The organism is Kitasatospora sp. NPDC057940 (assembly GCF_042887425.1).
GTDB lineage: Bacteria > Actinomycetota > Actinomycetes > Streptomycetales > Streptomycetaceae > Kitasatospora.
In genome coordinates this window covers 1-24,628 of record NZ_JBHVPH010000014.1, presented here as the reverse complement: position 1 = coordinate 24,628, position 24,628 = coordinate 1, and the positions used below count along the sequence as shown (strand labels likewise).

Sequence of the window (24,628 nt, the reverse complement as noted above, 5' to 3'; positions counted from 1 at the left end):
ATGTCGACTCATTCACAAGTCGTCTTACCTCCTTGGGCATCCAGGACTCTATGTCGATTCGTCAGCGTGGCAGCATGCCGACGGTTTGCGACTCTAGGCCGTTCAAGGCGTTCGCAGCAACACAATCCACGGTAGTGGGCCGGATGTGTCGACTATCGGGCGGGCCGATGTCAAGGGATGAGTAGGCCGTTGACCCTAACGTTTCTGCGGTGGGGTGACACGACCGACAGAAATTGACGACAGAGCGACCCGCCCGCTCCACCATCCGTTCACGGGCATGGCGAAGCCCCCGGCCCGAGGGGATCGGGTCGGGGGCGAACGACCGCCGGGCGGTCCACCGGATCACCTGATCAAAAGATCAATGGATCACCGGATCGCAGGATCACCAGCTCGCTGGATCACCGAATCGCAGGATCACCGGATCAGGCGAGCACGCTCTCCAGCGAGACCGACTCCAGGCCGAAGGCCTCGGCCACGGCCGGGAAGGTGATCTGGCCCTCGTGCACGTTCAGGCCCTTGGCGAGCGCCGGGTCACGGCGCAGCGCCTCCTTCCAACCGCGGTTGGCCAGCTCGACGACGTACGGCATCGTCGCGTTGGTCAGCGCGTAGGTGGAGGTGTTCGGGACGGCGCCCGGCATGTTGGCCACGCAGTAGAAGACCGAGTTGTGGACCTGGAAGGTCGGCTCGGCGTGCGTGGTGGCGTGCGAGTCCTCGAAGCAGCCGCCCTGGTCGATGGCGATGTCGACGAGCACGGAGCCCGGCTTCATGCGGGAGACCAGCTCGTTGGTGACGAGCTTCGGGGCCTTGGCGCCCGGGATCAGCACCGCGCCGATGACCAGGTCGGCCTCGATGACGGCCTTCTCCAGCTCGAAGGTGTTGGAGACGATGGCCTTGATCTTCGTGCCGAAGATGCGGTCGGCCTCGCGCAGCTTGTTGATGTCGCGGTCGAGCAGGGTCACGTCGTAGCCCATGCCGATGGCGATGGTGGCCGCGTGCCAGCCGGAGACGCCACCGCCGATGACGACGGCCTTGGCCGGGTGGGTGCCGGGCACGCCGCCGGGCAGCACGCCGCGGCCGCCGGCCGGGCGCATCAGGTGGTACGAGCCGACCTGCGGGGCGAGACGGCCCGCGACCTCGGACATCGGGGCGAGCAGCGGCAGCGCGCCGTTGCCGAGCTGCACGGTCTCGTACGCGATGGCGGTGGTGCCCGAGGCGATCAGCGCGTCGGTGCCGGCGCGGTCGGCCGCCAGGTGCAGGTACGTGAAGACGGTCTGGCCCTTGCGCAGCCGGTGGTACTCGGAGGCGATGGGCTCCTTGACCTTCAGCAGCAGGTCAGCGGTGGCCCACACCTCGTCGGCGGTGGGGAGGATGGTGGCGCCGGCGGCCACGTACTCCTCGTTGGGGATCGAGGAGCCGACACCGGCGTTGTCCTCGATGTAGACCTCGTGTCCGTTGCGGACCAGCTCATGCACGCCGGCGGGCGTGATGGCCACGCGGTACTCGTGGTTCTTGACCTCGCGGGGGATGCCGACCTTCACGGCTAAACACGTCCTCTTGCCATGGGGGTCCCTACCGGAGAAGACCGGCGGGCGACGCGCACGTGGGGAAGCCTCCGGGACAGCCCGGGGCGGGGATCGCTGCGCGACTGAGTTCGAGTGTAATGAAGCCCAGTCGGCGTGTCAGCCTTCCAAAGTGAATAAATCTGCCGAACACATTGGCAGGTTCGTAGGCTTCCCTTGCGATCTTCCCACCAAAGGTGTGTTAACCGGGCATCTTCGACAATACCTCCGAAATACCCCTCACCACCCGGCGTCGACGCGTTCCCGCAGGTCCGCGAGGGCGGCCCCGACGGCCTCCCGGCCGCGCTCGTCGCCGAGCCTGCGCAGCACCGCCAGCGCGGCCCGGTACTCGCGGTCCGCCTCGTCGAAACGGCGCTGCGCGGTGTGCGCCTCGGCCACCCGGGCGAGCAGCCGGGCCTCGGCGGCGGGCTCCCCCATCGACTGCCGCAGGCCGAGCGCCCGCCCGTACCAGTCGGCGGCGCGCACCGCGTCGCCGAGCGCCCGGTGGCAGCCGGCCGCACCCTCCAGGGCCCGGGCGCAGAGCGGTTCGTCCCCGGCCGTGCGGGCGTGTTCCAGGGCGGCCCGGTAGTGCGCGACGGCCTGCTCCCAGCGGCCCGCGGCGGCCTGCAGGTCGCCCAGGTTGAGCAGCGCGGCCGAGGCCCGGCGGGGTCTGCCGTGCCGCTCGGCGACGGTCAGCACCAGTTCGTGCAGCCGGTAGAGGTCGGCGGGGGCGGCGGCGCCGGTCAGCGGCAGCGCCCGCAGCAGCGCGGTGACCAGCCGGCCCGCCGAGCCGTCCAGGTCGCCCTGGCCGATCGCGTCGGCCACCGCCCCGAGCAGCAGGTCCCGCTCGCCGAGCAGCCACTCCCGGGCGTGCTCCGCCGAGCCCAGCCGCAGGGCGGCGGGCAGCGGGTCCGGCCCGGGGCCTCCGCCCGCCGGGTCCAGCAGGGCGCGGGCCGACTCGGTGAGCCGGACCAGCCGCTCCAGCAGCCGGGCCCGGGCGAGCTCGGTCTCGGCGGGCCGGTCCTCCTGCTCGCGCAGCCGGACCAGCCTCGGGTAGAGGCGCCCGGGCACCCGGTAGCGCGGGCTGCCGTCGGCGGCCGGCGCCTCCTGGCCGAGCAGCTCCCGTTCGGCCAGTGCGGCGAGCGTCACAGCCGCCTCCGGTGCCGGGCAGCCGACCAGGGCGGAGGCGGTGCGCGGATCGGCGGTCTGCGCCGGGGCCAGGGTGAGGGTGCGCAGCATCCGCGCCTGGGCGGCCGGCAGGGTGCCGTAGAGCAGGGTGAACGCGCCGATCAGCGGGTCGCTGTCGGGAACGGGCACCGGCTCGGCCGGCTCCGGTCCGGGCTTCACCCAGGCCGTCTGCTCCCCGGCCGTCTCGCCGGCGGCGGGCTCCGGCGCCGGGCCCTCGGCCGGCTTCTCCCCCGGCGGTGGGGGCGTCGCGGCCTTCCCGGGCGTCGACACCTGGGCCGCCTTCGGCCCCTGTCCGGGCTTCGCGGTCTTCCCCGACGCCTCGCCCTGTACGGGCTTCGCCGCCTTCCCCGGGGCCGCCCCCTGTACCGGCTTCGCGGCCTTCCCGGGCGTCGGCGCCTGGGCGGTCTTCGGCCCCTGGACGGGCTTCTCCGCCTTCTCCCCCTCCCCCTTCGGCGCCGCCGACCGCGTCGACTCCTCGCCCACCACCCGGGTGAGCTCGCGCGCCGCCTCGGTGACGGCCGCCTTCGGGTCGCCGCGCAGCCACCCGGCCATCAGCCGCAGGGCGGCCGGCCGGGCCGCGCAGGCCTCCGCCAGGTCGGCACCGCCGACCGGGTCGCAGGAGATCCGGGTGCCGCCGACCAGGTCGGCGAGCAGTTCGCCGGAGGCCTGCCGGTCGAGCCCGCCGAGGATCACCGGGTCGATGTCCTCGATACCGGTGAGCGGCCCGGCGGTGGTGGCGAGCACCAGGCAGCCCGGTTCGTCGGCGAGCAGCGGCCACAGCTGCCCGGCGTCCCGGACGTCGTCCAGCACCAGCAGGACCCGGCGACCCACGAGCGCCTCGCGCAGCGCGACGCAGGCGGGCTCGTCCCGCCCGTCCCCGGTGGCGCCGGGCAGCGGCACGGGGGCCTCGGGGTCGAGCTGCTCCAGCAGCAGGCGGGCGGCCCGGGCGGGCGTCACCCGGCCGCCGTCGGGGGCGGACAGGCGCGCGAACAGCACACCGTCGGGGTGGTCCGCGGCGGCGGTGCGGGCGAAGCGGACCGCCAGCGTGGTGCGGCCGGAGCCGGGGCGACCGGCCAGGACCAGCACCGGGCTGCGGCCGGTGGCCGGGCGCGCGGCGGCCGCCCGCAGCGCGGCCAGTTCGGTGCGCCGCCCGACGAACAGCGCGGGCCCGGCCGGCAGCCGGTCGAGGCCCGGAACGGCCCCGACGGGCACGTCGGGGCCGGGATCCATCGTCGCCGTCTTCCTCGCCACCCGTGCCACTCCCGACGTCATCCGGCCTCAGCGGAGGCGGCCCGGGACGGGCGCCCTGTCTGCGAAGCGTAGTTCGACCGTCCGGCTCAGCCGAGGTGACATCCGGTCGTACGAACCGGTAAATCACCCTCGCGGATCAACAGCAGGGTGTTCAGGAGGCGTACGGGCCGTTCGCTCACCCCTCGAAGGGCCGGGCCGGCCAGGGCGAGTCCGCCGGGCGCAGCCCGTCCAGCCCGTCCGGTCCGGTGAGCGCGGCGTGCACGGCGAGCGTGCCGGTGACCAGGGTCGGGTTGTGCAGCCGCCCGGCGTGGATCAGCCGGATCAGGTCGGACACCGGCACCCAGGCGACCTCGATCTCCTGCTCCTCGCCCTCCGCCGCGTAGCGCTCGCCCTCGGCCTCCGCGAGGTCGGTGGCGAGGAACATCCGCAGCGCCTCGTCGGTGCCGCCCGGGGAGGTGTAGTAGTCGGCGAGGACGCGCCAGGTGTCGGCCTTGCAGTGCGCCTCCTCGTACAGCTCGCGCTGCGCGGCGTGCCACGGGTTCTCGCCGGGCACGTCGAGCAGGCCGGCCGGCAGCTCCCACAGGCGCTGGCGGACGGGGTGGCGGTACTGCCGCAGGATCAGCACCCGCTGCTTGTCGTCCAGGGCGAGCACGGAGACCGAGCCGGGGTGGGTCTGGTAGTCACGGCGGGCCCAGCTGCCGTCGGGCATCCGGACCTCCTCGCTGCGCACGCCGGTGACCTTGCCCTGGAACGGCGTCCGGCTCTCCCGGACCTCCCACTCCTCGGCCACGTCGGCGATCCCCTGGTCGCGCTGCTCGTCCATCGCTCTCCCCTTTTCGTCAGTACGACACAATCTAACGCCGAACGGCGGCCCCGCGGGAATCGCGGGGCCGCCGTCCGGTGAACGACCGACGACTTACTCGGCCGCGGTGGTCTTGATCTCGATGGCGGCCTTGACCAGGCCCGCGAACAGCGGGTGCGGGCGGGTCGGGCGGGACTTCAGCTCCGGGTGGGCCTGGGTGGCCACCAGGTACGGGTGCACCTCGCGCGGGTACTCGACGTACTCGACCAGGTCGCCCTTGGGGGAGAGGCCGGAGAACTGCAGGCCGGTCTTCTCCAGGTCCGCGCGGTAGGCGTTGTTGACCTCGTAGCGGTGGCGGTGGCGCTCCTCGACGTACTGCTCGCCGCCGTAGACCTCACGGACGATCGAGCCCTCGGCGAGCTTGGCCGGGTACAGGCCCAGACGCATGGTGCCGCCCAGGTCGCCCTTGCCGTCGACGATGGCCAGCTGCTCGGCCATCGTCGAGACGACCGGGTGCTTGGCGGCGGCGTCGAACTCGGTGGAGTTGGCCTCGGGCAGGCCGGCCAGGTTGCGGGCCGCCTCGATGACCACGCACTGCAGGCCCAGGCACAGGCCGAGCAGCGGGACGCGGTTCTCGCGGGCGAAGGTGATGGCGCCGACCTTGCCGTTGACGCCGCGGTCGCCGAAGCCGCCTGGGATGCAGATCGCGTCCACGTCGCCGAGCTGCGCCTGGGCGCCCTCGGGGGTCTCGCAGTCGTCCGAGGTCACCCACTTGATCTCGACCCGGGCGTTGTTGGCGAAGCCGCCGGCGCGCAGCGCCTCGGTCACCGACAGGTAGGCGTCCGGCAGGTCGATGTACTTGCCGACCAGGGCGACCTTGACGATGTGCTGCGGCTCGTGGACGCGGCGCAGCAGGTCGTCCCAGGTCGTCCAGTCCACGTCGCGGAACGGCAGGTCGAGCCGGCGCACCACGTAGGCGTCCAGGCCCTCGCCGTGCAGGACCTTGGGGATGTCGTAGATCGACTTGGCGTCGATGGCCGCGACCACGGCCTCCTCGTCCACGTCGCACATCAGCGAGATCTTGCGCTTGATGGCCTGCGGGACCTCGCGGTCCGCGCGCAGCACGATCGCGTCGGGCTGGATGCCGATGTTGCGCAGCGCGGCGACGGAGTGCTGGGTGGGCTTGGTCTTCAGCTCGCCCGAGGGGCCGATGTACGGCAGCAGGGAGACGTGCACGAAGAACACGTTGTCCCGGCCGACCTCGTGGCGGACCTGGCGGACGGCCTCCAGGAACGGCAGCGACTCGATGTCGCCGACGGTCCCGCCGACCTCGGTGATCACCACGTCGACGTCCTCGGTCGCCATCCGGCGGATCCGGGACTTGATCTCGTTGGTGATGTGGGGGATGACCTGGACGGTGTCGCCCAGGTACTCGCCGCGTCGCTCCTTGGCGATGACGGTGGAGTAGACCTGGCCGGTGGTGACGTTCGCCGAACCGTGCAGGTTGGTGTCCAGGAACCGCTCGTAGTGGCCGATGTCCAGGTCAGTCTCGGCGCCGTCGTCCGTGACGAAGACCTCACCGTGCTGGAACGGGTTCATGGTGCCCGGGTCCACGTTGAGGTACGGGTCGAGCTTCTGCATGGTGACGCGCAGGCCGCGGGCCTTGAGGAGCGCGCCGAGGCTGGAGGCGGTGAGGCCCTTGCCGAGCGAAGAGGCGACACCCCCGGTGACGAAGAGGTGCTTGGTCGTCACGGCGCGGCCGTTCGCTGCCTTGCCGGAATGGGGCTGTGCCAAGAGGGGGCTCCCGTGGGTCGCGTGTCGAAGGTGACGTGGGCGGGATGCTCTCGACTCGCCGAACGACGGGAGGCGGTGCGGTGCACGGCACTCGGGGGGTCGTCGATTCGGCTGGTCCGGGGCGTTTGATCCCACCGGTCCACGGGATACCAGGGTATCAGTGACGCGACCCGGACGCCTTCCGGCCCGCTCGCGGCACCCCGGGGGCGTGCGCGGGGCGCACCACCGGCGCATCATCCGGCGCAGCAGTCACACCGGTCGCACCACGGCCGGACCGGGCCACTTCGGAGCACTCCGTTCGGGCCATGACAGCCCCTCCACTGGGACCAGCCGGAACTGATCCGTCCGGACCATCCTGTCCGGCGTCCTCGCGATGCACGGCATTTCCGCCGAATTGTGGCGCCACACGAGGCTGCGCCCGCGTGCTTCGCCCCTTTCGTCCGTCGTAAGCTGCACGGACGCATCGCCGACAGCACGAGCACGCGGAGGGCGTGGGAGGTCAGGACACTCCCGGTCCCCGATGCGCGACCGGACCTCCCCGTATTCCAGCTCCTCCCCTCCCACCCCAGGGGCTCGACCGAGCCCCGCGCGGACACTCCAGCAAGGCCCGCCACCACCCCTCGGCGGGCCGGACGTCCCGGGGTGGGCTCCGGCCCCGCAGACCGCTCGCTCCCCCAGATCGCCGATGCGTCGTGACCACATTGCGAACTGGAGATCCACGTGGCCGGCCGTATCGAGGACTACGCACTCATCGGGGACATGCAGACCGCTGCCCTGGTCAGCAGGGACGGGGCGGTGGACTGGCTCTGCCTGCCCCGCTTCGACTCTCCGGCCGTGTTCGCCGGCCTGCTCGGCACCGATGAACACGGCTTCTGGCGGATCGGTCCGGCCGAAGCCGTCGCGACCGAAGTCCCCACCCCCGCGGCACCCCCCACCCCGGCCGCCCCCGCACTCGGCCTCCCCCGCTTCACCGACACCGCCGAGCTGAGGGTCCCGCCGCCCACCGCGGCCGCCCCCGCGGTGCCCGCCGACCGCCGCCGCTACCGGGGCGACTCGCTGGTCCTGGAACAGGAGTGGGACACCCAGGGCGGCACCGTCCGGGTGATCGACTTCATGCCGCCGCGCCCGCTGGCCGGCCGCGACGCCGTCCCCCAGGTGATCCGGATCGTCGAGGGCGTGGCCGGCACCGTCCGGATGCGCTCGGCGGTGCGGATGCGCTTCTCGTACGGGCGCATCGTGCCCTGGGTGCACCGGGTCGAGCAGGCCGGCGGCGGCCACCGCACCGTCGCCGTGGCCGGGCCCGACTCGGTGTGGCTGGACGGCGAGTCCGAGACCTACGGCCGCGACCTGACCACCTACGCCGACTTCACCGTCACCGCCGGCGAGCGGATCGCCTTCGCCCTGACCTGGCAGGCCTCCCACCTGGACGCGCCGAAGGCCCCGGACGCCGAGGAGATGCTCGACGCCACCACCGACTTCTGGCACGAGTGGGCCGCCCAGTGCACCTACCAGGGCCCCTACCGCGAGGCCGTGATCCGCTCCCTGATCACCCTCAAGGGCCTCACCTACGCCCCCACCGGCGGCATCGTCGCCGCCCCCACCACCTCGCTGCCCGAGGACATCGGCGGTGAGCGCAACTGGGACTACCGCTACACCTGGCTGCGCGACGCCGCGATCACCCTCTCCTCGCTGCTGCGCACCGGCTACCGCGACGAGGCCAAGGCCTGGCGCGAGTGGCTGCTGCGCGCCGTCGCCGGCGACCCGGAGAACCTCCAGATCATGTACGGCATCGCCGGCGAGCGCGAGCTCACCGAGTCCTCGCTGGACTGGCTGCCCGGCTACGAGGGCTCGCAGCCCGTCCGGGTCGGCAACGGCGCGGCCGGCCAGCTCCAGCTCGACGTCTACGGCGAGGTCGTCGAGGCCCTGCACCTGGCCCACATGACCGGCCTGGTCCGCAACGACCACGCCCACCACCTCCAGCTGCGCCTGATCGAGTACCTGGAGGACCACTGGCAGGAGCCGGACGAGGGCATCTGGGAGGTCCGCGGCCCGCGCCGGCACTTCGTCCACTCCAAGGTGATGGCCTGGGTCGCCGTCGACCGGACGATCAAGCTGCTGGAGCAGACCCCCGAGGACGCCCCCTCCGACGGCCACCTGGAGCGCTGGCGCGAGCTGCGCGAGACCATCCACCGGGACGTCTGCGAGAAGGGCTACGACCCGGAGCGCAACACCTTCACCCAGTACTACGGCGGCAAGGAGCTGGACGCCTCGCTGCTGCTCATCCCCCAGGTCGGCTTCCTGCCGCCGGACGACAAGCGCGTCATCGGCACCATCGAGGCGATCCAGCGCGAGCTGTCCACCGAGGACGGCTTCGTGCTGCGCTACCCGACCCACGACGAGAGCGGCAACAACGTCGACGGCCTCTCCGGCCACGAGGGCGCCTTCCTGGCCTGCTCGTTCTGGCTGGCCGACGACCTCGCCATGATCGGCCGGGTGCAGGAGGCGCGCGAGCTGTTCGACCGGCTGCTCTCGCTGCGCAACGACCTCGGCCTGCTCGCCGAGGAGTGGGACCCGCGGCTCAAGCGCCAGGTCGGCAACTTCCCGCAGGCCTTCAGCCACGTCCCGCTGATCGACACCGCACTGCGGCTGACCGCCTGCGGCGGCGCCTACCTGTCCGCCCAGCCGGACGGCCTGGCGGCCGAGCGGGTCGAGCAGGCGACGGTCTAGCGGCCCGGCGGTCCGGCGGCCTGGCGGTCTAGGGCCGCTGGACCAGCTCGTCGTAGGTGCTGAGCACCTGGGCGACGGTGGCGGCCTCGTCCGGCCAGGTCTCGGCCTGCTGCCGGCCCGCCGCCACCAGCCGCTCGCGGCCCGCCGGGTCGACCAGCAGCCCGCGCACCGCCCGGCCGATCGCGATCGGGTCGCCGGCCGGCACCAGCACGGCCGCGTCGCCGACCAGCTCGGGGATCCCGCCGACGGCGGTGGCGACCACCGGCACGCCGGCCCGCATCGACTCCTGCACCACCAGCGAGCGGGCCTCCCAGCGACTGGCGACCACCACCACGTCGGCGGCCGCCAGCAGGTCGGGCACGTCGGTGCGGAAGCCGAGCAGCCGCACCGGCAGCTTCTCGGCGGCGATCCGCTCGCGCAGCCCGGCCGCCTCCGGGCCGTCCCCGGCGACCAGCAGCAGCGGCTCCGGGTCCAGCACGGACAGCTCGCGGGTGGCGTCCAGCAGCAGCCCGAAGGCCTTCTGCGGGACGAGCCGGCCGACCGCCAGCACCAGCGGCCGGTCCGGGCCGTCGCCGAGCAACGCGGCGCGCGCCGCGGCCCGGTCGAGCCGGCCCTCGGGCATCGGCGGGGCGGCCACCGGGCCGAGCCGGGCGTCGGTGGCGCCCAGCTCGCGGGCCCGGGCGACCAGGTCGGAGGAGGCGCCGAGGACGAGGTCGGCGGCGCGCGCGACCCGGCGCTCCATCAGCCGCTGCAGGCGGCGTTCCAGGCCGGTGGCCAGCAGCGCGTGGTGGGAGGTGACCACCAGCGGGGTCTCCGGGCGCAGGCCCGGGAAGCGGCCGGCGGTGCGCAGGGCGAGGTCGGCGAGCAGTCCGGCGCGCAGCCCGTGCGCGTGCACGACGTCGGCGCCGGTGAAGGCCCGGCGCAGCTCACCGATCGCGGTGGCGTCACTGCGGGCGCCGGCGGTGGGGGTGATGTCGACGGTGTGGAACCTGGCGCCGGTGCGGGAGAAGCCGAACAGCGCGTCCGTGCCGGCCGGGGCGCACACCGTGACGATCACGCCGTGCGCGACGAGGCCCTGCGCCAGGGAGCGCACGTGGGCACCGATGCCGCCGGTGCTGGCGGCCAGGACGAGTACCACGTGCAGCTGCCCCGGTTCTGGGGTGGCAGCGGCGGCCCGGGCGGCGGAATGGTCCACGTTCTCTCGCATCCGACTCGATCAGGTTCGCGCGCCGCTTCGCGAGGGTTGCCCGTCGGCGGCGCTCGGGACTGGAAAGCCAGTGTCCAGCCGCCACCATGCCAGGTCGGCGGCCCTCTTGGACAGTCGGCGCCACCAGGGGCGCGTCGCCTTCCGTCCGCAAGGGCCACCCGACCCTGTCAGTGGGTCGGACGCCCCGGCCAGGGCGTGTCGCAGCAGGTCCGGCCGGGCGTTCGACGGACCCGCGTCAGCGGTGGCGCGGGGCCCGGGCGGCGGCCAGCAGTTCCTCGGCGTGGGCCCGGCCGAGCTCGGAGTCCTCCAGTCCGGCCAGCATCCTGGAGAGTTCGCGCACCCGCTCCTCGTCGTTCAGCACCTTGACGCCGCTGCGGGTCACGGTGCCGTCGTTGGTCTTCTCCACCACCAGGTGCCGGTCCGCGAAGGCGGCGACCTGCGGCAGGTGGGTGACCACCACGACCTGGGCGGATTCGGCCAGTTTGGCCAGCCGGCGGCCGATCTCGACCGCGGCCTTGCCGCCGACGCCCGCGTCCACCTCGTCGAACAGGTAGGTGGGGACGGGGTCGGCGCCCGCGAAGACCACCTCGACGGCGAGCATCACCCGGGACAGCTCACCGCCCGAGGCGCCCTTGGCGATCGGGCGGGGCTGGGCGCCGGGGTGCGGCGCGAGCAGCACCTCGACCTCGTCCACGCCGTGCGGGCCGTAGGCGACGGTGCGGCCGTCGACCTCGATCCCCGACAGGTCGTCGACCTGGGCGATCGAGAAGGTCACCCGGGCGTGCGGCATCGCCAGTTCGGCGAGTTCGGCGGAGACGGCCTCGGCGAAACGCCCGGCCGCGGCCTGCCGGGCGCCCGAGACCTCGGCCGCCAGCTCGGCCAACTCGGCCCGCAGCGCGGTCTCCTGGGCGCCGAGCTGGTCGATCCGGTCGTCGTCGCCGTCGAGTTCGGCGAGCCGGGCGGAGCCGGCCTCGGCCCAGGCGAGCACCTCGGCGAGGGAGTTCTCCGGGCCGCCGTACTTGCGCAGCAGCTGGGCCAGGACGGCCCGGCGGTCCTCGACGGCAGCGAGCCGGACGGGGTCGGCGTCCAGGTCGTCCGCGTAGCCGGCCAGGTCGCCGGCCACGTCGGCGAGCAGGTAGCCGACCTCGTTGAGGCGGTCGGCGAGACCGGCGAGGCGCTCGTCGTGGTGGCGCACGGCGTCCAGCGCGCGGCGGGACTGCGCGAGCAGGGTGCCCGCGTCCAGTGCCTCCGGGTCGGCCGGGTCGCCGGCCAGGGCGGCGTGGGCGAGGGTCGCGGCGGAGGACAGCGCGTCGGCGTGGCCCAGCCGCTCGGCCTCGGCGGCCAGCTCCGTGTCCTCGTCGGCCACCGGCTCGGCGGCGGCGATCTCGTCCAGGCCGAAGCGCAGCAGATCGGCCTCCTGGGCGCGCTCGCGGGCCCGGGTGGTCAGCTCCTCCAGGGTGGCCGAGACCTCGCGCAGGCTCCGGTAGGTCTCCCGGTAGCGGGCCAGCGGCTCGGCCACCGCCTCGCCCGCGTACCGGTCCAGCGCGCCGCGCTGGCGGGCCGGGCGCAGCAGCCGCTGCTGGTCGGTCTGGCCGTGCACGGCGATCAGTTCCTCGCCGAGTTCGGTGAGCAGCCCGACCGGGACGGCCCGGCCGCCGACGTACGCCCGGGAGCGGCCCTCGGCGGAGACGGTCCGGCTGATCAGCAGGGCGCCCTCGTCCAGTTCGGCCCCGGCCTCGGCCGCGCGGATCGCCGCCGGGGAGCCCGCGGGCAGCTCCAGCCGGCCCTCGACGACGGCGCGTCCGGTCCCGTTGCGCACCAGGCCCGGGTCGGCGCGGCCGCCGAGCAGCAGGCCGAGGCTGGTCACGACCATGGTCTTTCCGGCGCCGGTCTCACCGGTCACGGCGGTGAAGCCGGGGGCGAGTTCGACCACCGCGTCGTCGATGACCCCAAGATCCCGTATCCGCATCTCGTCCAACACGGAGACGACCTTACGAGGTTCCACCCCCGGCGCGCGACGAGCGGCAACGCCGCACGGCAACTCCGCGCCCGGAAGTTCACCCCTTCCGGGGCGTTTGCCCAGGTCCCGGCACCGTGCACCACGGCAGGAAGATCTGCACCAGCGGTCCGATCGCCAGTGCGTACGCAACCGTGCCGACCCCGGCGGTGCCACCCAGCAGGACGCCGGCGACCAGCACCGTCACCTCGATGCCGGTGCGGATCAGCCGCAGCGAACGCCCGGTGCGCCGGTGCAGGCCGGTCATCAGGCCGTCGCGCGGGCCGGGGCCCAGGCGGGCACCGATGTAGAGGCCGGTGGCCAGGCCGTTGAGCAGGATCGCGGCGACCATCAGCGCGATCCGGGCGGGCAGCCCGTGCGGGCCGTCGACCAGACGCAGCGTGAAGTCCATCGAGGCGCCCAGCACCAGCACGTTGGCGACGGTGCCGACGCCCGGGCGCTGGCGGATCGGGATCCACAGCAGCAGGACCAGGGCGCCGCAGATGGTCACCCAGGTGCCCACCGAGAGGCCGGCGACGCGTTGCAGGCCCTGGTGGAAGACGTCCCACGGGTCGAGGCCGAGGCCGGAGCGCAGCATCAGCGCCATGCTCGCGCCGTACAGGTAGAGGCCGACGGCGAGCTGCGGGATCCGGCGGCCCAGGGCGTGGGTGTCACCGAGCACCCGGGCGGCGAGCGGGGGCCGGGCGGCCTCCGGGGCGGGTCCGGACGTGGTCGTGGGCGTGGTCGTGGTGGCCATCGGGCGCTCCTGCGGGTGGTGCTGCACCCCGGGCGGCCCCGGCGGTGGCGGACTCGACGGCCGCACTGCCATGATGGTCAGGCCAATAGAGCCCGCTCCAGGGCCAATTTCGAGCAAGTGGACTGATCAAGCCTTGGCCGACTGGCACACCACCGTCACCCCGCCCGCGCTCGCCCGACTGCTCGCCGCCGCCCGGCTGCCCGAACCGGCCACCGCCCGCCGCCCCGCCTACCGGACCCTCGCCGGGCAGATCCGGCTGCTGGTCACCGAGGGCCGCCTGCCGGTCGGCGCCCGGCTGCCCGCCGAACGCGAACTCGCCGGCGCCCTGGAGCTGAGCCGCACCACCGTCGCCACCGCCTACGAGACCCTGCGCGCCGACGGCTACCTGCTCAGCCGCCGCGGCGCCGGCAGCTGGACCGCCCTGCCCGAGGGCGCCCCGCCGCCCAGCGACGCGCTGCACCCCGTCCCCCCGGACGAGCAGGGCCGCACCCTGGACCTCGGCGTCGCCGCCCTGCCGGCCCCGCAGCCCTTCCTCGGCGAGGCCACCGTCCGGGCCGTCGAGCAGCTGCCCTGCTACGCCTCCGGACACGGCCACTACCCCACCGGCGTCCCGGTGCTGCGCGAGGCCCTCGCCCGCCGCTACACCCAGCGCGGCCTGCCCACCACCCCCGACCAGATCCTCGTCACCACCGGCGCGATGGGCGGGCTGCACCTCGTCCAACGGGCGCTGATCGGCCGCGGCGACCGGGTCGCCGTCGAGGCCCCCAGCTACGCCCACACCCTTCAGGCGCTCCGGATCACCGGCGCCCGCCTGGTGCCGGTGCCGTACGGCTACCGCCCCCAGCCCGAGTGGGACCTCGCCGAGTGGCGCGGGGTGCTGCGCGGGGCCGCGCCCAAGGTCGCCTACGTGATCCCCGACTTCCACAACCCGACCGGCGCGCTGATCGGCGAGGAGCAGCGCCGCGAGCTGCTGGCCGCCGCCCGGGCCGCCGGCAGCGTCGTGCTGGCCGACGAGACCACCGCCGAACTCGGCTGGGGCGTACCGGAGTCCGTCCCGCTGCCGCGCCCGATGGCGGCGCTGGACCGGTCCGCCCAGGTGGTCACCGTCGGTTCGGCCAGCAAGCTGCTCTGGGGCGGCCTGCGGATCGGCTGGGTCCGGGCCGCGCCCGCGCTGGTGCGCCGGCTGGCCGCCGACCGGGTCTACAGCGACGTCGGCACGCCGGTCCTGGAACAGCTGATCGCCGCCGAACTGCTGGGCGAGCCGCTGCCCGCCGTCCGGGCGCACCAGCTGGACCGGCTGCGGGCGACGGCGCACGCCTTCGCCGCCGCACTGCCCGAGCACCTGCCGGGCTGGTCGTTCACGCCGCCGCCGGGCGGGCTCTCGCTCTGGGTGTCCACCGGCGGGCTGTCCGGCGCGGCGCTGGCCCGGGCCGGGGAACGCGCCGGGGTGCGGATCGCCTCGGGCAACCGGTTCGGCTCGGACGGCGCGTTCGAGCACCACATCCGGATCCCGCTCACCGTGCCGGCCCCGGCCGTCCCCGCCGCCGTGCAGCGGCTCGCCGAGACCGCCGCCCGGGCGACGGCGGGCGGCCGCTACGGGCCGCCCGGCGACACCCCGCCGCTGGCGATCTGACCGGCGAACCGACGGACGGTCAGCAGTGGGTGTTCGCCCGCCCGCGCCAACCCGTCACCGGCAGCGCGAACTTGGCCACCAGCCGGTCGGTGAACGGCGCCCGGTGCAGTCTGGCCAGGCGCACCGGGGTCTGCCCCCGGCGGACCTCCACCCGTGCGCCGGCGGGCAGTTCGACCGTGCGCCGCCCGTCGCACCAGAGCACGCCGTGCGGGGTCTTGGGCTGCACCTCGACGGCCAGCACCGAGTCCGGCGAGGTCACCAGCGGGCGGGCGAACAGCGCGTGCGCGGAGATCGGCACCATCAGCAGCGCCTCCACCTCCGGCCACACCACCGGCCCGCCGCCGGAGAACGCGTACGCGGTGGAACCGGTCGGCGTCGCGCACACCACGCCGTCGCAGCCGAAGTTGGAGACCGGGCGGCCGTCCACCTCGGTCACCACCTCCAGCATCCGCTCCCGCGACGCCTTCTCTATCGACGCCTCGTTCAACGCCCAGTCCTGGTGCACCACATCGCCGTTGGTGCGGACGATGACGTCGATCGTCATCCGCTCCTCGACCTCGTAGTCGGCGTCGACCACCCGCTCGACCACCACGGCCAGATCGTCCCGCTCGGCCTCGGCGAGGAACCCGACCCGGCCCAGGTTGATCCCGAGCATCGGCAGCCCGTGCTCACGGGCCAGCTCCGCGCCGCGCAGCAGCGTCCCGTCCCCGCCGGCGACCAGGATCAGCTCGCAGCCGTCCGCCGCGCCCGGGCCCCCGGCCACCTTCTCGACCCCGTCCGGCAGGTCCAGGTCCAGCGCCTCGGAGGCGAGCAGTCTGATCCGGATGCCCGCCTTCAGCAGCCCGTGCACCAGGGCCTCGACGCTGCGCAGCGCCGCCGCCCGGCCGGTGTGCGCGATCAGGAAGACCGTACGTTCTTCATCGCTCATGCCGCTGCCCTCTCCCTCACGCCTGCCGGGTCGCCTTCGGCCCCGGTACGGCCGCGTCACACAGCATGACGGACCGGACGCCCCCACAGCACCCTATCGGGGCCCCTCCGCGACGGCCCGGTCCGCCTCGGCGGGATCCAGCCGCGGGGCGTCCCGGCGCAGCCACAGGAAGTACTCCACGTTCCCGGACGGGCCCGGCAGGGGGCTCGCGGTGACGGCGCGCACGCCCAGCCCGAGCTCCCACGCCTGCCCGGCGACCTGGCGCACCATCTCGGCACGCAGCTGGGGGCTGCGCACCACCCCGCCGCTGCCCAGGCGCTCCTTGCCGATCTCGAACTGCGGCTTGACCATCAGCACCAGGTCCGCGTCCCCGGCCGCGCAGGCGGCCAGCGCGGGCAGCACCAGGCCCAGCGAGATGAACGACAGGTCGCCGACCACCAGGTCGACCGGGGTGCCGCCGATCAGCTCCAGGGTCAGCTCCCGGACGTTGGTGCGGTCCATCACCGTCACCCGCTCGTCGCTCTGCAGCGACCAGGCGAGCTGCCCGTAGCCGACGTCCACCGCCAGCACGCCGGCCGCACCGGCCCGCAGCAGGACGTCGGTGAAGCCGCCGGTGGAGGCGCCCGCGTCCAGCGCCCGGCGGCCCTCGACCACCAGGCCCTGCGGGACGAAGGCGGCGAACGCCCCGGCCAGCTTGTGCCCGCCGCGCGAGACGTAGTCGGGGTCGTTGTCGTCCTTGGCCACCACGACCGCCGCCGAGGTCTCCACCTGGGTGGCCGGCTTGGTCGCGGTGGTGCCTCCGACGGTCACCCGGCCGGCCGCGATCAGCTCGGACGCGTGCTCACGCGACCGGGCCAGCTTGCGGCGGACCAGCTCCGCGTCGAGTCGGCGTCGTGCCACTGCCACTGGTGTTTCAGCTCCTACGGGTCCTGCGGGTCGTTCCAGGGTCATTCCTGGTCGAGCGCGGCCAGCGTGTCGGCCAGCCGCTGGTGAACATCTTCGTACACCTCGACGTGTGCCTCGGCCGGGACCCCGTCCAGGGCCTCCAGCCGGGCCAGCCCGGCGTCCACGGCGGGGTGGCCGGTCGGGGTCCGTTCCACGCCGAGCGGTTCGACGGCTTCAGCTGGTCCGGTCATCGGGCTTCTTCGTGCTGGTGGCCTTGCGGACGGTGGTCTTCTTCGTCGCCGTGCGCTTCGCGGGCGCCTTGGGCTGCGCGGGCGGCTCGGCGGCCGCCTGCTGCCCGGTGGCGGTCTTCTTGACGGCCGTCTTGCGCACGGTCGTCTTCTTCGCGGCCGTCTTCTTGGCCACCGGCTTCTCGGCCGCCGCCTTCTTCGCCGGGGACTTCTTCGCCCCGGCCCGGCCCGCCGCCGGGGCCTTCTCCGTCCGAGCCTTCTCCGCCGAGGTCTGCTCCGCCGCCGTGGGCTTCTTCGCCGGGGTCCGCTTCGCGGCGGCCTTGCCCGGTACCGACGGGCGCACCGGCGGGACGGGCGGGTCGACCTCGACCGGCTCGTCCACCTCCACCCGTTCGGCCACTATCGGCTCCCCCGCCGCCGGGGCCACCGACTGCTCGTCCGCCCGCTCCCAGCCGCGCCCGAACAGGTCGTCCGCCCGGGGCGCCGGCGCCGGCTCCGCCGCCTCGTCGGCCCCGGCCGACCGCGCCGCAGGCTCGGCCTCCTCCTCGACCTCGCGCAGCTTGCTCTCCAGGTAGGCGAGCACCACGCCGACCTTCATCACCTGGTCGCCGACCTTCTCGAAGGCCTTCTCCACCTCGCCGCGCGCCACCCCGACGGCCAGGTCCACCCCGGCCCGCCCCGCGGTGACCGCCTCCTCCGCCAGCGTCTGCAGCGTCTTCGCCGACGGCGGGAACTGCCCGCCGAGCCGGCGCTCGACCTCGGTGACGTCGACCCCGGTCCGCTCCAGGATCACGGCCGCCGTCCCGACGACCCGCTTGCCGACCTCCTCCGCCAGCCCGGCGGCGACCTCCACCACTCCCCGCACCGTCCTCGGCAGCATCCGGGTGCCTCCTTAGCGCCTGCGCGCATCGCTCCGTCGCCGTCGGTGCCCGGGCCGATCCGGGCACCCCACCGACGACGCTACCGCCAAAACCCGCCTGCGGTACCGTGGCCCGGCAGGGACCATCGCCGTCACCTGCCGCAACCACCAGGCAACCCAGGGAGGGGAACCGCCGCCATGGCCAACGCCGAGGAGTGCCGCGAGGCACTGGAACAGCTCAGCCGGAACATGGCGAAGTCCACCGGTGACGTCCGCAAGGCGGCCGCTCTCGACCGCTCGCTCAGCTGCCGGATCACCGACCTCGACCTGACCTTCACCGGCCGACTGCGCGACGGCCGGATCCACGACATCGCCTCGGCCCCCGGCGCCCCGGCCGAGAAGGCCGCGATCCGGCTCACCATGAGCAGCGACGACCTGGTCGCCGTGGTCTTCGGCGGGCTCAACTTCGCGTCCGCCTGGGCGGGCGGCCGGATCCGGCTGGAGGCGAGCTTCCGCGACCTGCTGCGGCTGCGCACCCTGCTCTGAACCCGGCCACCCGGACCTGAGCGCCCCGGACCCAAGTGCTCCGGACCGGACCGGACCGCCCTCGCCTTGAGCCCCGTACGGCGGCTCAGAACCCCAGTTCGGCCAGGGCCTTGCGCCCGTCGGCCGGTGCGCCGTCCGCGTCCAGCACCGTCCACGCCGCCGCGCACAGCGCCCGCAGACCGTCCCAGCGGTCCCCGCCGCCGTCCAGCCGCAGCACGCCACCGGCCGCCGACGCGACCCAGCCGCCGCAACCGAAGCCGTCCGCCCCGGTCGTGACCGCCGGGTGCGGCTCCAGCAGCCCGCGCAGGTCCGCCGACAGGTAGGTCGGCCGGTGCTCGGCCGGGGCCGTCAGCAGCTGCGCCGGGGTGGTCACCCCGGTGAAGACCAGCAGGCTGTCCACCCCGCCGTTGAACGCGCCCTCGATGTCGGTGTCCAGCCGGTCGCCGACGACCAGGGGCCGCCGCGCGCCGGTCCGCAGCACGGTCTCCCGGTGCATCGGCGGCTGCGGCTTGCCCGCCACCACCGGGTCCACCCCGGCGGCCGCGCGCACCGCCGCCACCAGCGTCCCGTTGCCGGGCGCGATGCCGCGCGCGGTCGGGATGGTCAGGTCGGTGTTGGAGGCCACCCACGGCAGCCCCTGCTGCACCGCGTACGCGGCCTCCGCCAGCTGCGCCCAGCCGACCGACGGGTCGTAGCCCTGGACCACCGCGAGCGGCTCCTCGGCCAGCGAGCGGACGGCGACCAGCCCGCGCTCGGCCAGTGCCTCCTCCAGCCCCGGGCCGCCCACGACCAGCACCTTCGCCCCGGCCGGCACCTGCTCGGCGACCACCCGGGCGGCCGCCTGTGCCGAGTTGATCACGTCGGACGGCTCGGCCGGCACGCCCAGCCCGGTCAGGTGCTCGGCCACCACCCGCGGCGGGCGGGAGGCGTTGTTGGTCACGTACGCGAGCCGCATCCCGGCCGTCCGGGCGGCGGCCAGCGCGTCCACGGCGTGCTCGATCGCGTGCGGGCCCGCGTAGACCACGCCGTCCAGGTCCAGCAGCGCCGTGTCGTACGCCTCGGTCAGCGGCTGCTCGCTGCCGCCGGGGGCGGTCCGTCGCACGGTGGTGGCCGTCTCGGTCATGGCTGCGCTACCTCATTCACTGCGTCGTTCGCTTCCTCGGGTGCCCCCGAGCGGGTGGCCCTTGAGCCGGTGGGCCCTGGAGCGGGTGGGCCCCGAGCCGGTCAGACCTCGTCGTCCGCACCGGCGTCGCCCGTCGGCGCCCCGTCCGGGTCCGGCGGGGGCGCCAGGTACCCGGGTGCCCCGGGCAGCAGCGGGCCGAACGCCCCGGCGCGGGCCGCCAGGGTCGCCCTGGTCTGCCGCAGCGCCGCCTGGTAGTGCTCGGTGCCCGGCCGCATGGCCACGGCCAGCGCCAGGTGCTCGGCGGACGTCTCGAAGTCGCCCAGCCGGGCCGCCGCGACGCCCCACCCGAACTGAGCGTAGTCGTCCGACGGATCGGCCAGCGCGACGGCCCGGAAGTTCTCCAGCGCCGCCGCGTACGAACCGGTGTCGAACTGGGCCCGCGCCAGCGTCTCGCGGATGCTGCGCGACTGCGGCTCGGCCGCCGCCGCCCGGACCAGCAGTTGCTCGGCGGCGGCCGGATTGCCCTGGGCCAGCAGCCTGCCGCCGCGCCGGAACCAGTCGTACACGTCCCCGGTCGGCTCGCCGGAACGCCCCTGCGCCGGCACGCCGCCGTGCGCCGTAGCGCCCCCGCCGCCGGCGCCGTCCGGCCCGCCCTGCTCGGCCGGGCCGCTGCCGTCCAGCCGTTCCTGCCTGTCGTCCATGCGGTACCTCGCCCTCGGTCGCACACCCGTCCCACAGGTCAGCACGGGTATTCCGATCTCTCAACAACGCGTACCCGGTTACGATGCCCAGAATGAGCACACCCAGTGCAGAAGACGGAGTCGAGACTCCCGAGGGCGGCCCCGGCGATCCCGGGCACGTCGCCACCGCAGGCCTGTCCCTGTCACCCTTCCGAGGCCTGCGCTACGTCCCCGATCGGGTCGGCGCCCTGGCCGCGGTCATGTCACCGCCGTACGACGTCGTCGACCCCGGCCGTCGGCTCGACCTGGAGACCGCCGACCCGCACAACGTGGTCCGGCTGATCCTGCCCAGGCCCGAGCCCGAGGACGCCGGCGACCGGCCCGACCGCGACACCAAGTACCGGCACGCCGCCCGGCTCCTGGCCGCCTGGCAGCGCGAGGGGATCCTCGCCGCCGACCCGGCGCCCGCGCTCTACGTCTACGAGCAGCGCGTGCCCGCCACCGGCGACTCCCCCGAACTGCTCCAACGCGGGCTGATCGGCGCCCTCGCGGTGAGCGGTCGCGAGGCCGGCGTGGTCCTCCCCCACGAGGACGTGATGCCGCGGCCGGTCGCCGACCGGGTCGGCCTGATGCGCACCACCCGGGCCAACCTCGAACCGCTGCTGCTCACCTACCGCGGCAACGGCGGCGCCTCCGGCGTCATCGAGCGGACCGTCCAGGGCGAGCCGCTGCTCTCCACGGCCACCAGCGACGGCACCCACCACCGCCTCTGGGCCGTCGCCGACCCCGCCGAGATCGCCGAGATCAGCCGCGACCTCGCCACCTGCCGGGCCCTGATCGCCGACGGCCACCACCGCTGGGAGATGTACCTCCGCCTCCAGCGCGAGCACCGCCACCTGCCGCGCAGCCCGTGGGACCGCGGCCTGGTGCTCCTGGTGGACACCGCCCGCTACCCGCTGCGGGTCCGGGCCATCCACCGGGTGCTGTACCGGCTGCCGGTGGCCGAGGCGCTGGAGAGGCTCGGCGACCAGTGGAAGGTCAAGGAGGTCCCCGGCCCCCTGACCGCCGCCCTCCAGGCGCTCGCCGAACAGAAACGGCACGGCGGCAACGGCTTCATACTGACCGGCGGGGACGGCGTGTACTGGCTGCTCGGCGAGCCCGAGGAGGCACTGCTCGACGCCACCGTGCCGCACGACCGGCCCGAGGAGTGGCGCCACCTGGACGCCACCGTCCTGCACGCCACCCTGCTCGACCGCACCTGGCACGTCCCCGACGGCCCGGACGACATCGGCTACCTGCACACCGCCGCGGCGGCCGAGCAGGAGGCCGCGCGCACCGGCGGCACCGCCGTCCTGCTGCACCCGGTCCGGGAGAGCGTGGTCCGCAGACTCGCCGAACAGGGCGTCACCATGCCGCGCAAGTCCACCTCCTTCGGACCGAAGCCGGCCACCGGACTGGTCCTGCGCAACCTCGAACTGGGCTAGGTTCCCCCGCCGAAACGCGAAGAGGCCCTGCCCGCTTCCCCCTGGAATTCCAGGGGGAAGCGGGCAGGGCCTCACTCGTCGGTCGAAACCGCTCAGCTGCGGGCGTCGCCCTTGGCCTCGGCGTCAGCCTTGGCCTCGTCCTTGGCCTCGTGCTTGGCCTCGGTGGCGCGCGCGGGCACCACGCCGTCGAACTCCTCGTCGATCTCGAGGTCGTCCTCGTCGTAGTACTCCTCGACGTCCTCCTCGTCCTCGAAGATCACGCGGTCGTCGGAGGCCTCGCCGCCGCGCTTCTTCGCCGGGGCGTCGGCCTGCTCGGACTCCTCCTCGGCCATCTCCGGGTCGAGCGCGTCCACGAACTCCACGCCGTCGATCTCGGCCAGGCGCTCAGCAGCGTTGGTCGTGCCGTCGGTGTCGGCCTCGGCCGCCTTCGCGAACCAGTCACGGGCCTCGTCGCCACGGCCGGCCGCGATCAGCGCCTCGCCGTAGGCGTACCGGAGACGCGCGGTCCACGGGTGCACGGCGCTGGAGGCCAGCTCCGGGCTCTGCAGGGTCACCACGGCCGCGTCGAACTGCTCCATGTCGGAGCGGGCGCCGGCGGAGACCAGGCGCATCTCGACCTGGCCGGCCTTGTCCAGCTGCTTCACCTCGGGCTCACCGGCCATCGCCAGTGCCCGCTCCGGACGGCCCAGACCGCGCTCGCAGTCGGCCATCACGGGCCACAGGTCCGCGCGGCCGGTCATCCGACGGGCGGCACGGAACTCGGTCAGCGCCTCGGAGTACCGCTGCGTCATGTACGAGGCGAAACCGGCCGCCTCACGGACGGCGGCCACGCGGGAGGCCAGACGGAGCGCGACGCGGGAGAACTGGTAGGCCTCCTCCGGCTCGGTGTCGAGCAGGCGGGCCACCATCACCAGGTTGCGGGCGACGTCGTCCGCGAGCGTCTTGGGAAGGCTCTTGAGCTCCTGGCGCACGTCCCCGTCCAGCTCGAAGCCGGTGACGTCCTCCGGGATCGGCAGGCGCTTGACGGGCTCGTAGTTGCCACGACGGTCGTCGTAGCCACCCCGGTCGTCACGGCGGTCGTCGCGGTTGCCGCGGTAGCCGCCGCGGTCGTCCCGACGGTCACCACGGTCGCGGTTGAAGCCGCCACCGGAGGGGCGGTCGTCGCGGCGGAAGCCGCCACGGTCGCCGCCACGGTCATCGCGGTTGAAACCACCCGAGGGACGGTCACCACGGTCACGGTTGAAGCCACCACCGGAGGGGCGGTCGTCACGACGGAAGCCACCGCGGTCGCCGCCACGGTCGTCGCGGTTGAAACCACCGGACGGACGGTCGTCACGACGCGGACGGTCGTCACGGTCACGGTTGAAACCGCTCGGACGGTCATCGCGACGGAAACCGCCACCACCGGACGGGCGGTCGCCACGGTCACGGTTGAAGCCGCCACCGGAGGGGCGGTCGTCGCGACGGAAACCGCCACGGTCGCCGCCACGGTCGTCGCGGTTGAAACCACCCGAGGGGCGGTCGCCACGGTCACGGTTGAAGCCACCGCCCGAGGGGCGGTCGTCACGACGGAAGCCACCGCGGTCGCCACCGCGGTCATCGCGGTTGAAACCACCGGACGGGCGGTCGTCACGACGCGGACGGTCGTCACGGTCACGGTTGAAACCGCTCGGACGGTCATCGCGACGGAAACCGCCACCACCGGACGGGCGGTCGCCACGGTCACGGTTGAAGCCGCCACCGGAGGGGCGGTCGTCACGACGGAAGCCGCCACGGTCGCCGCCACGGTCATCGCGGTTGAAACCACCCGAGGGGCGGTCGCCACGGTCACGGTTGAAGCCACCGCCCGAGGGGCGGTCGTCACGACGGAAGCCACCGCGGTCGCCACCGCGGTCATCGCGGTTGAAACCACCGGACGGGCGGTCGTCACGACGCGGACGGTCGTCACGGTCACGGTTGAAACCGCTCGGACGGTCATCGCGACGGAAACCGCCACCACCGGACGGACGGTCGCCACGGTCACGGTTGAAACCACCACCGGACGGACGGTCGTCACGACGGAAACCGCCACGGTCGCCACCACGGTCATCGCGGTTGAAACCACCCGAGGGACGGTCACCACGGTCACGGTTGAAGCCACCGCCCGAGGGACGGTCGTCACGACGGAAACCACCGCGGTCGCCACCACGGTCATCGCGGTTGAAACCACCGGACGGACGGTCGTCACGACGCGGACGCTCGTCACGGTTGAAGCCGCCACCGGAGGGGCGGTCGTCGCGACGGAAGCCACCGCCGCCCTGACGGTCGTCCCGACGGGCGCCGCCACGGTCGTTCGACCAGCCCCCACGGGACCGGGGCTCGTAGCCTCGGCCGTCGTCCGATCGACGCTCGGGACGGTCCTGGGGCTGGTTCGACATCGTGGTGACTCCTTCTGCTGCTTCAGCTCCACCGCGGACTGAGCAACTCCGCTGCCGTCACGCGGTTTCGGCGCCGGCCTCCTGGCCGCGCACCATCTCCATTGTCCGACATCCCGGAACACTCCGCCTGGGCGAAGGTCCCGGCCTGCCGGGGTACTACTCGTTCGCAAAACACAAAAAGGCCGCGGCCCCAGCGAATCGCTGGGGCCGCGGCCTTGAATAATTGTTCGGCGGCGTCCTACTCTCCCACAGGGTCCCCCCTGCAGTACCATCGGCGCTGTGAGGCTTAGCTTCCGGGTTCGGAATGTAACCGGGCGTTTCCCTCACGCTATGACCACCGAAACCCTATCGGGTATTCAGCGAAACACACTTTTTAATTGATAAGTGTTTTTCTTGTTCGCCGGCGATAGCTGTTCGCTACCCGGGAACCACACAGTGAACGCGAGCGTCTGAGGACAAGCCCTCGGCCTATTAGTACCGGTCAACTCCACCCCTCACAGGGCTTCCATATCCGGCCTATCAACCCAGTCGTCTACTGGGAGCC

The 24,628-nt window shown here is 73.9% G+C and carries 18 protein-coding genes, 2 rRNA genes and 1 pseudogene; 4 read left to right on the top strand and 17 right to left on the bottom strand.

The features are described 5' to 3' along the window. Positions 1–422: 422 nt before the first annotated feature. The 4 genes from ald to ACFVTF_RS21660 all read right to left on the bottom strand — a co-directional run bounded on the left by ald (position 423) and on the right by ACFVTF_RS21660 (position 6,594). On the bottom strand, positions 423–1,538 hold the full coding sequence (ald, locus tag ACFVTF_RS21675; RefSeq protein ID WP_350883703.1) for an alanine dehydrogenase: 1,116 nt from the start codon (positions 1,536–1,538) through the stop codon (positions 423–425). Positions 1,539–1,799: 261 nt separating this feature from the next. Further along, positions 1,800–3,977, bottom strand: coding sequence for an AAA family ATPase (locus tag ACFVTF_RS21670; protein ID WP_387815633.1), 2,178 nt, complete (start codon positions 3,975–3,977; stop codon positions 1,800–1,802). A 196-nt stretch (positions 3,978–4,173) separates the two neighbouring features. Then, positions 4,174–4,821, bottom strand: a complete 648-nt coding sequence (locus ACFVTF_RS21665) for an NUDIX domain-containing protein (RefSeq protein WP_387815631.1) — start codon at positions 4,819–4,821, stop codon at positions 4,174–4,176. Between the two features lie 93 nt (positions 4,822–4,914). After that, positions 4,915–6,594: a CTP synthase gene (locus ACFVTF_RS21660; RefSeq protein ID WP_371519571.1), complete on the bottom strand. Its 1,680-nt coding sequence runs from the start codon at positions 6,592–6,594 to the stop codon at positions 4,915–4,917. A gap of 720 nt (positions 6,595–7,314) precedes the next feature. On the opposite strand from ACFVTF_RS21660, the gene ACFVTF_RS21655 reads away from it, so the two are divergent. Further along, positions 7,315–9,321, top strand: a complete 2,007-nt coding sequence (locus ACFVTF_RS21655) for a glycoside hydrolase family 15 protein (RefSeq protein ID WP_387815629.1) — start codon at positions 7,315–7,317, stop codon at positions 9,319–9,321. A 28-nt stretch (positions 9,322–9,349) separates the two neighbouring features. On the opposite strand, the gene ACFVTF_RS21650 is transcribed toward ACFVTF_RS21655, so the two are convergent. From ACFVTF_RS21650 to ACFVTF_RS21640, 3 genes are all read right to left on the bottom strand, one after another. Beyond that, positions 9,350–10,528, bottom strand: coding sequence for a glycosyltransferase family 4 protein (locus ACFVTF_RS21650; RefSeq protein ID WP_387815627.1), 1,179 nt, complete (start codon positions 10,526–10,528; stop codon positions 9,350–9,352). Positions 10,529–10,763: 235 nt separating this feature from the next. Further along, a complete protein-coding gene (gene recN, locus ACFVTF_RS21645; protein WP_387815804.1) occupies positions 10,764–12,497 on the bottom strand; it encodes a DNA repair protein RecN in 1,734 nt (577 codons plus the stop codon). An 88-nt stretch (positions 12,498–12,585) separates the two neighbouring features. Continuing rightward, on the bottom strand, positions 12,586–13,281 hold the full coding sequence (locus ACFVTF_RS21640) for a YitT family protein (RefSeq protein ID WP_371519562.1): 696 nt from the start codon (positions 13,279–13,281) through the stop codon (positions 12,586–12,588). A gap of 133 nt (positions 13,282–13,414) precedes the next feature. Here ACFVTF_RS21640 and ACFVTF_RS21635 point away from each other — a divergent pair, with 133 nt between their 5' ends. Beyond that, positions 13,415–14,914 carry a PLP-dependent aminotransferase family protein gene (locus tag ACFVTF_RS21635; RefSeq protein ID WP_387815625.1) on the top strand — a complete coding sequence of 500 codons (1,500 nt, stop codon included), beginning with the start codon at positions 13,415–13,417 and terminating at the stop codon, positions 14,912–14,914. Positions 14,915–14,933: 19 nt separating this feature from the next. On the opposite strand, the gene ACFVTF_RS21630 is transcribed toward ACFVTF_RS21635, so the two are convergent. The 4 genes from ACFVTF_RS21630 to ACFVTF_RS21615 form a co-directional block, all read right to left on the bottom strand. Beyond that, on the bottom strand, positions 14,934–15,842 hold the full coding sequence (locus ACFVTF_RS21630) for an NAD kinase (protein WP_063349647.1): 909 nt from the start codon (positions 15,840–15,842) through the stop codon (positions 14,934–14,936). Between the two features lie 93 nt (positions 15,843–15,935). Then, positions 15,936–16,793: a TlyA family RNA methyltransferase gene (locus tag ACFVTF_RS21625; protein WP_387815623.1), complete on the bottom strand. Its 858-nt coding sequence runs from the start codon at positions 16,791–16,793 to the stop codon at positions 15,936–15,938. Next, the gene (locus tag ACFVTF_RS21620) at positions 16,790–16,978 is read right to left on the bottom strand and encodes a hypothetical protein (RefSeq protein ID WP_387815621.1); all 189 of its coding nucleotides are present in this window, start codon (positions 16,976–16,978) and stop codon (positions 16,790–16,792) included. The genes ACFVTF_RS21625 and ACFVTF_RS21620 overlap by 4 nt, the downstream gene beginning before the upstream one ends. After that, entirely contained in the window at positions 16,962–17,855 is an 894-nt protein-coding gene (locus ACFVTF_RS21615) for a histone H1-like repetitive region-containing protein (protein WP_387815619.1), read from the bottom strand. The genes ACFVTF_RS21620 and ACFVTF_RS21615 overlap by 17 nt, the downstream gene beginning before the upstream one ends. A gap of 177 nt (positions 17,856–18,032) precedes the next feature. On the opposite strand from ACFVTF_RS21615, the gene ACFVTF_RS21610 reads away from it, so the two are divergent. Beyond that, positions 18,033–18,380, top strand: a complete 348-nt coding sequence (locus ACFVTF_RS21610; RefSeq protein WP_387815617.1) for an alkyl sulfatase C-terminal domain-containing protein — start codon at positions 18,033–18,035, stop codon at positions 18,378–18,380. An 85-nt stretch (positions 18,381–18,465) separates the two neighbouring features. Here the strand turns inward: ACFVTF_RS21610 and ACFVTF_RS21605 are convergent, their stop codons facing one another. Then, complete coding sequence (locus ACFVTF_RS21605) at positions 18,466–19,503, bottom strand: HAD-IIA family hydrolase (protein ID WP_387815615.1); 1,038 nt, start codon at positions 19,501–19,503, stop codon at positions 18,466–18,468. Positions 19,504–19,604: 101 nt separating this feature from the next. Then, complete coding sequence (locus tag ACFVTF_RS21600; RefSeq protein ID WP_387815613.1) at positions 19,605–20,204, bottom strand: tetratricopeptide repeat protein; 600 nt, start codon at positions 20,202–20,204, stop codon at positions 19,605–19,607. Positions 20,205–20,296: 92 nt separating this feature from the next. Here ACFVTF_RS21600 and ACFVTF_RS21595 point away from each other — a divergent pair, with 92 nt between their 5' ends. Then, positions 20,297–21,667 (top strand): DUF1015 family protein, encoded by a 1,371-nt coding sequence (locus ACFVTF_RS21595; protein WP_371519540.1) that lies wholly within the window; start codon positions 20,297–20,299, stop codon positions 21,665–21,667. Positions 21,668–21,759: 92 nt separating this feature from the next. Here the strand turns inward: ACFVTF_RS21595 and ACFVTF_RS21590 are convergent, their stop codons facing one another. From ACFVTF_RS21590 to ACFVTF_RS21575, 4 genes and pseudogenes are all read right to left on the bottom strand, one after another. Continuing rightward, on the bottom strand, positions 21,760–22,638 hold the full coding sequence (locus tag ACFVTF_RS21590; RefSeq protein WP_387815802.1) for a tetratricopeptide repeat protein: 879 nt from the start codon (positions 22,636–22,638) through the stop codon (positions 21,760–21,762). A 180-nt stretch (positions 22,639–22,818) separates the two neighbouring features. Continuing rightward, positions 22,819–23,685 (bottom strand): annotated as a pseudogene (locus ACFVTF_RS21585) (hypothetical protein); the annotation flags it as partial. 624 nt (positions 23,686–24,309) lie between these two features. Then, positions 24,310–24,426, bottom strand: a 5S ribosomal RNA gene (rrf, locus tag ACFVTF_RS21580). A gap of 109 nt (positions 24,427–24,535) precedes the next feature. Next, positions 24,536–24,628 (bottom strand): 23S ribosomal RNA (locus tag ACFVTF_RS21575); the annotation flags it as partial.